The 6,922-nt window shown below is 39.2% G+C and carries 8 protein-coding genes; 6 read left to right on the top strand and 2 right to left on the bottom strand.

From position 1 onward, the window contains the following. The 6 genes from H5072_RS08470 to H5072_RS08445 all read left to right on the top strand — a co-directional run. Positions 1-1,139: hypothetical protein (locus H5072_RS08470; protein ID WP_259395906.1), on the top strand; the 1,139-nt coding region annotated here is incomplete at its 5' end. Positions 1,140-1,415: 276 nt separating this feature from the next. After that, on the top strand, positions 1,416-2,102 hold the full coding sequence (locus tag H5072_RS08465; RefSeq protein WP_182693254.1) for a TorF family putative porin: 687 nt from the start codon (positions 1,416-1,418) through the stop codon (positions 2,100-2,102). 191 nt (positions 2,103-2,293) lie between these two features. After that, a complete protein-coding gene (locus tag H5072_RS08460; RefSeq protein WP_182693253.1) occupies positions 2,294-3,007 on the top strand; it encodes a YIP1 family protein in 714 nt (237 codons plus the stop codon). Between the two features lie 55 nt (positions 3,008-3,062). Continuing rightward, the gene (locus tag H5072_RS08455) at positions 3,063-4,229 is read left to right on the top strand and encodes an efflux RND transporter periplasmic adaptor subunit (RefSeq protein WP_182693252.1); all 1,167 of its coding nucleotides are present in this window, start codon (positions 3,063-3,065) and stop codon (positions 4,227-4,229) included. Next, positions 4,229-4,936: an ABC transporter ATP-binding protein gene (locus H5072_RS08450; protein ID WP_182693251.1), complete on the top strand. Its 708-nt coding sequence runs from the start codon at positions 4,229-4,231 to the stop codon at positions 4,934-4,936. The genes H5072_RS08455 and H5072_RS08450 overlap by 1 nt, the downstream gene beginning before the upstream one ends. Beyond that, on the top strand, positions 4,929-6,167 hold the full coding sequence (locus H5072_RS08445) for an ABC transporter permease (RefSeq protein ID WP_039490486.1): 1,239 nt from the start codon (positions 4,929-4,931) through the stop codon (positions 6,165-6,167). The genes H5072_RS08450 and H5072_RS08445 overlap by 8 nt, the downstream gene beginning before the upstream one ends. Positions 6,168-6,180: 13 nt before the next feature. Here H5072_RS08445 and H5072_RS08440 read toward each other — a convergent pair whose 3' ends face one another. Next, positions 6,181-6,510, bottom strand: coding sequence for a Bor/Iss family lipoprotein (locus H5072_RS08440; RefSeq protein ID WP_182693250.1), 330 nt, complete (start codon positions 6,508-6,510; stop codon positions 6,181-6,183). Then, positions 6,507-6,818, bottom strand: a complete 312-nt coding sequence (locus tag H5072_RS08435) for a Bor family protein (RefSeq protein WP_182693249.1) — start codon at positions 6,816-6,818, stop codon at positions 6,507-6,509. Before H5072_RS08435 ends, H5072_RS08440 begins: the two co-directional genes overlap by 4 nt. Positions 6,819-6,922: the final 104 nt, after the last annotated feature.

Genomic DNA, 6,922 nt, shown 5'->3' with positions numbered 1-6,922 from the left:
CAAAAATGACGCTAGGCGAACAAGAAAATCAAATCTATCAGAACATTCTGAAGCAATCTTCAGAATTAAGCCTTAACCTTATGGCCGTGAAAGTAGAAAACCACCCTGATGATTTTTTACCTTGGTGTTACGAATTGCTAAGTGCAAGCAGAGATCGTATGAACTACGATTTACTAGAGCCGCAGCAATTACCAGTACTTAAGAAGCTACACGATCAGCTTATTTCAGCTATCAGCTTTTTACAGGTTAAAACTTTACGTATTGCTCCGTGGCCTGTAGTAAGTGTATTTGTAGAACAACACAAAGACGTTATTGCTCTTGATGAACAGCTTCGCTTAGTAGACTACATTAAGAGCATTCGTGAACAATCTCTTAAAGATATGATTCCTGAAGACTTACTTGCGTTTAGCGGTAAGCACATGGCATCACTTGATCCAAGCACATACAACTTTGACGTTGAATGGTTTGCATCAACAAAAAGTGCGAAGAGCTTTCATCAAATGCTTGGCGATTTACCAGGTGCCTTTGACGATGCACTAGTAAATATTCCACTTGAAGGTGACATTACTCAATACGAATATCAACAATTTGTTGCTGCTTATTCAAAAATATTCACCGACAATAATGAAAAACCAACACTTGCGCCTGCAACACGACTGCTTGCAATGCGTCGCCCTGATATATTTACTCCGATCACAAACAATCGATTAGATGCATTATGCGGTGCCCTTGGTGTTTCTAAACTAAAAAATAGTGATTTTGAGCGTTACTGGCAAGATATTGTAAAAGGTATTCAAGCTATGTCATGGTACAAAATGGCTAAACCTAGTAATGAGTTAGAAGCACAATTAGTTGCTATTAAAGCACTAATCCCATGTTTCTTTCACTATGCTGATGCAAAAACACCAGATAACTCTAACTACATCAAACTGTTAAGTAAGCCTAAACGAACTACAACTACGACAGGTAAAACTCAGCGTAGAGGTAAAGAGTCTGCAGAAATTTTAGTAGACCGCGCACTTGCTGCTGACGATATTCCTGAGCACATTCGCAGTAAGCGCGATTCAATTGTGAGTGAAGTTCAAAAAGGTCGTAGTGTAAACGAAACAATTAGCCTTATGCGCACTATATTTGGCTAAAAACTTCTAATTTAGCCGTACTTTTATGGTGCGGCTAGGTTAATTTATGCACCAGCAGTGTGCGCAACATCTTCCTACATACCATCTCTCATCTCAATCTATAAAATACAAGCCCATGTTTTTAATGTATAAAAATAATTTTTAATAAAAAATAATGAAGCTGGCACATACAGTGCAATTATCCCGTTAGTTAAACAATAAAAAGCCGTCAGCCTAAAGGTTCCGAATACATAATAAAAACCTTGGCGAGCAAAAATCATATAACGGGAAATGGACATGCTAAAACTAAAAAAAACCATCGCTATAAGTGCTATAGCATTAATGGGCGCAACATCTTTAACATCAACAGCCGTACATGCTGAAGTAACAGCTAATGCAGCGGCAACATCAAACTACTTATGGCGTGGTCAAGAGCAAACTGGGGGCGATGCAGCTATTTCAGGCGGTATTGATTACGCCAATGAATCGGGCTTTTATGCAGGTACTTGGGCTTCAAATGCATCGTGGGCAGATGAAATGACATATGAGCTTGATTTATATGCAGGCTTTGGTGGCGACATTAACGAAAGCGTTAGCTATGATGTTGGCTATATTTATTACGCTTACCCAGATGCAGCTTCTGAAGCTGACGCAGATTTCTCTGAAATTTACGGTAGCATCAGTGTTGAAGGCTTTACATTTGGTGCTTCAGTACTTGCAACATCAGCTGCAAGTGGTGATGGTACAGACTTTGGTGATTCACTTTACCTGACAGCTGACTACGGTTTTGCTATTGGCAGTAACGGCACTGAAATGGCACTTCACTTAGGCCACTACTCTGGTGACTTTATTGGCGATGATAATATCTTAGATTACGGTGTATCAATTTCGAAAGATGGGTTCACTTTTGGTTTATCTGATACAGATATGGATGACTCAGATATTAAAGCTTACGTTGCTTATTCTGTAGACTTTAATTTATAAGAAAGAATGTGTTACTTGCTGCGACACGAAGGGCCTTTTGGCCCTTTTCTTGTTTTTGAACAAGCCTCTTACACCTGTTAACAAACCGTTACAATTGAATGAAAACAATACATACATTTTCCTTTATTCTATTACCTAGTCACTGGGCATTTATAACTGCCTAGCCATAAAATAGGTATAAAGGAATAATAATGAAATCACCTAACGCGTTTAGCGCCCTACTCGATATTTATATAAGTCCTAGTAAAGCTTTCAATGGTGTTGAACACGCCAAAGGTTGGTCATGGCTTGCTTTTATAGTCATGTCTTTAGTTTCAATGGCGAGTATTTATATTTTTTATTCCACTGTTGATATGCAGTTTTTGATTAATGAGCAAGTAGCAGCATCAACTATTGATGCGACGATTGGCGAGCAAAAAATGATTCGCCAAAGTATAGAGCAAAATGTAGAAGGCCAAATATGGTTTGGTTTGTTTGGCGGCGTAATTGCGCTGGCTATCATGAATGCATTAATGGCACTTTATTATATGCTTGTGGCTAAACAAGATCCTGAATCAGAACATAGCTACGGAGCTTGGTATGGATTCGCTACCTGGACAATGATGCCAGTTGTTATTTCAAGCCTAGGAACAATTGCTCTTGTACTAAGTGCAAGTACAGATCAAATATCTCAACAAGCCGTATATAGCTACGCATCTATTAACCAATTAATAATAGGACTTGAAATTGGCCATCCTTTTTATAGCTTATTAGAATCAATAAACTTATTTAGCTTTTGGAGCATTGCGCTGGGAATGATCGGCTTAAAATGCTGGACTAATTTTTCAACTAACAAAGCACTCCTATTCTCTGCTCTTCCTTCAATTATTATTTTTGGTATTTGGGCAATCATTGCAGCAAGTTAACTCTTAAGTGGAGGTAGATACTAGCTCCACATTACTTAATTCACGGATAGATAAAATGAAAAAAGCAATAATCATCACACTCGCTGTAGGCGCATTTATAGCCCTAATTGTGTCAAAGCAAATTTCTGGCGATGAAAAACAAGCCGAAGTAAATATTGCTCAAGTAGAGCTTGGCGACATTGCTGACTCAATAATGGCTTCAGGTAATTTAGTTTTTAATACACAAGTGCAATTACGCTCTGAAGTGACAGGCCGAGTAGATAAAATATTTGTTCAAGAAGGCCAAGGAGTTAAACAAGGCGATATGTTAATGCGCCTTGATACAACTGCTTTTGAATCAGAAGTTTCCCGTAGTAAAGCAATCCTTCGCGCCACAGAAATTGAAATTAAACACAATAAAACACGCCTTGCTAACCTAGAGCGCCAACTTAAAAGACAAAAAGACTTATATGATGTCGGTTTAGGTAATCAAGAGAGCTACGAGAATATTGAAAGCGCACGCGATCTAGCTAAAATCGATATTGAATCACGAATAGAGTCGTACAACCAAGCACAAGCGTCACTACAAATTGCGCAAGATCGCTTAAGTAAAAGTGTATTTAGAGCTCCAATGAGCGGCTTGCTTGCATCTGTAAATATTAAAGAAGGTGAAACCGTTATAGCCGGTACTACTAATATTATTGGCTCTGATTTAATGCTAGTAGCCGATCCTAGCGCTATCTTAGCCGAGCTACGTGTGGATGAAACCGACATTGCGAGTATTAAGCTTAACCAAAAAGCGAATATTTATGCGGCTGCATACCCTAATAAACCATTTAGTGGCACAGTAATCAATATTGGTACTTCAGCTAAAAACCAAGCCGGCTCTCAAGGTTTATCGTTTAAAGTAAAAGTATTACTCGACACTACTGAGCGCCAGCTATATGCAGGAATGAGTTGTAGAGCAGAGATCGCAACAAGCATTGCCGAAAACGGTTTAAAACTTCCAATAGAAGCAATCCAAAAAGAAGACGATAAAACATTTGTATGGCGACTAAATAGTGATAACACCGTTAGCAAAATTGCCGTAACTGTTGGAATATCATCTGATATAGAGCAAGCCATTACTGACGGCTTAAATGAGGGCGACAAAATAGTTATTGGCCCTGCGCGCCCAGTAAGTCTTCTGACTGAAGGTGATGTGGTAAAACTTAAATCAGATGCAGACAAGGAAGAAGCCTAATGTCTGCGGTAATCAAGCTAGAGCATATTAATAAACAATACAAAATGGGCTCAGAGGTATTTAAGGCACTTGATGATGTAAACGTACATATAATGCAAAACGAATACGTGGCGATTATAGGACCTTCTGGTTCAGGCAAGTCGACCTTGATGAACTTATTAGGCTGTTTAGATACACCCAGCAGTGGCGAATACTACTTAAAAGATAAACTAGTAAAAAGTATGACCGAGACAGAGCTTGCTCATCAGCGTAATGAAAGTGTCGGGTTTATATTTCAAAGCTTTAACTTAATACCACGTGCAACCGCACTAGAAAATGTAATGCAGCCTTTAGTATATCGCTTTATCCCTAGCAAACAGCGCAAGCAACAAGCTCTAGAAGCACTAAAGCGGGTAGGTCTCGGTGATAAAGTTAATCATTTATCTAGCCAGCTATCGGGCGGGCAACGTCAACGTGTTGCTATTGCCCGCGCTTTAGTCACAAAACCACATATATTATTAGGAGATGAACCCACAGGTAATCTTGATAGTAAAACGACCCGCGAAATTATGGCTTTGTTTGATGAGCTGCATAACGAAGGTCACACTATTATTTTAGTAACACATGAGCAAGAAATTGCCGATCATTGCCAACGCGTGATTCGTTTAGTGGACGGTAAAGTGGTAAGTGATGTAACTAAAGATGAAGGAATCAAGCAGCATGTTTAAATCAGCTCTTGCGATAATGGAAGGCACTAAGGCCGCTTTTTCAGCTATTAAAGCTAATGCAATGCGCAGCGCACTGACCTGTTTGGGTATTATTATTGGTGTTGCCGCCGTAGTTACTGTCGTTGCAGTAATGCAGGGTTTTACAAAGCAAATAAACGATCAACTTGCTGATATGTCGCCAGATGTAACAACAATAAAGCCTTACACCAGTATTGAACTCGAAATGGTTGGTAAAAATGCCAAGCTTACCTACGACGATTTTTTAGCTTTAAAGTCGCGTATAAAAGAAGCTGAAACGCTAACTGCCCTAATGTTTACCTGGCGCTTTTCGGGGGGAGCTGAGTATGGAAATAAAAGCCATTCATCGCGTGTTATCGGTACCGAGCAAGACTATCAAAAAGCGTATCGTACTTATCCTGAACTTGGTCGTTTTATTCGTGCTGAGGACGATGATAAACGAAGAAGAGTCGCATTTATCGGCCCTTCAATCATAGAAAAGCTAAACCTTCCTGAAAACCCAGTAGGTGAATATATAAAGCTAGGTGGTGAATGGTTTAGAATTATTGGCGTTGCTGAAAAACAAGGTAGCTTATTTGGTTTTGACCAAGACGATTACATTAATATTCCAATTAGTACCATGAGTGCTTTAGAAGGCGGAAGTACACAAACTAATGTGCAAATTATGTTTAGGTTAAATGAAGGTACTAACGAAGAACAAGTGCTTGCAAAAATAACTCGTGTATTGCGCCAACTGCATAAACTAAAAGAGAAAGATGAAAACGACTTTGAATTTGAAACCGCTGAAAAATCTCGTGCCCAAATAGATAAATTTACCAGCAGTGCTACTGCTATTACTGCTGGTATTGTTGGCATTAGCTTACTTGTTGGCGGTATTGGTGTTATGAACATAATGCTAGTGTCGGTAACTGAACGCACACGTGTTATTGGTACATTAAAAGCACTAGGCGCAACACCTGGTTTTATTATGTTGCAGTTTTTAGTTGAAGCCGTTGTCCTTTCACTTTTTGGTGGTTTAATAGGACTCATTATAGGATATGGCGCCGCAGGGCTTATTTCGTTTTTAGTCCCAAGTATGCCTGATGCATATATACCAGTATGGGCTGTAATACTATCGTTCGGATTTACATCAATGATTGGGATTATATTTGGTTTAGCCCCTGCTATTAAAGCAGCAAGACTAAACCCTATAGATGCACTGCGTTACGAATAACTATTTTAAATAATTATTTAGCTTTAAATGGTACCTTATTACATTGTACTTCTACTGTTTTAGGGTACCAAGCTGGGCCAATTTGATTCACAACCACCTCAGCTAAACCATTAGTAAACGATTTATACGTATGAACGCTTTGCCAATCCCCTTGTGGGCAATGTTTTGTTAAATCTAACGGCTCTGATCCCTCGTACAACGCAAGTGCAAAATTATGATGCCACTGTGAACTTTTTAGCGTCTTATTGCTTACTTTGCTCTGCATACCGTTATCAAAGTAAATATTTGTACACCCCGTTAAAATAATCAGTGTGCAACCGGCTGCAAATAGCTTGATGCTCATAATGCCTCCCCTAGTACTTGCTCTTGGCACCACACTTTAATGGTATGAGGCGAGTATATTCCAAGCGTAATTAAACTCAGCGCTCCATCACTAAACGTTTGCTGTGACTGCATTTGAATAACCGGTGTATTTGAACATATTTGTTTTACGTCTACCCGCTGCTCACCCACTAATCCCCATAAATAAAATGGGCGGCTATCTTCGTAATTAGCTTGGCTCGTTATTTTTGCTGTTGCCCGTGGCTGAATGGTTACCGCAGAACAAGCACTGAGGCTTAATGCTATCGCCCCTATAATTAATGGTTTCATACTCTTCCTTATAAACTAAATACCAGTAAGGTAACTTTATAAGAGAACATAAAATATTAGCGTAAAAAGCTGTGGGGAATATGTAGAAACGCTATGAAGTTTTA

This window comes from Pseudoalteromonas sp. SR45-5 (assembly GCF_014163565.1).
In the GTDB taxonomy this organism is placed as follows: Bacteria; Pseudomonadota; Gammaproteobacteria; order Enterobacterales; family Alteromonadaceae; genus Pseudoalteromonas; species Pseudoalteromonas distincta.
This window is presented reverse-complemented; position numbering and strand designations above follow the sequence as displayed.

Excerpts from the sequence above, each read along its gene's own strand:
- H5072_RS08465 (WP_182693254.1), top strand. The coding sequence starts at position 1,416 with ATGCTAAAACTAAAAAAAACCATCGCTATAAGTGCTATAGCATTAATG.
- H5072_RS08460 (WP_182693253.1), top strand. The coding sequence starts at position 2,294 with ATGAAATCACCTAACGCGTTTAGCGCCCTACTCGATATTTATATAAGT.
- H5072_RS08455 (WP_182693252.1), top strand. The coding sequence starts at position 3,063 with ATGAAAAAAGCAATAATCATCACACTCGCTGTAGGCGCATTTATAGCC.
- H5072_RS08450 (WP_182693251.1), top strand. The coding sequence starts at position 4,229 with ATGTCTGCGGTAATCAAGCTAGAGCATATTAATAAACAATACAAAATG.
- H5072_RS08445 (WP_039490486.1), top strand. The coding sequence starts at position 4,929 with ATGTTTAAATCAGCTCTTGCGATAATGGAAGGCACTAAGGCCGCTTTT.
- H5072_RS08440 (WP_182693250.1), bottom strand. The coding sequence starts at position 6,510 with ATGAGCATCAAGCTATTTGCAGCCGGTTGCACACTGATTATTTTAACG.
- H5072_RS08435 (WP_182693249.1), bottom strand. The coding sequence starts at position 6,818 with ATGAAACCATTAATTATAGGGGCGATAGCATTAAGCCTCAGTGCTTGT.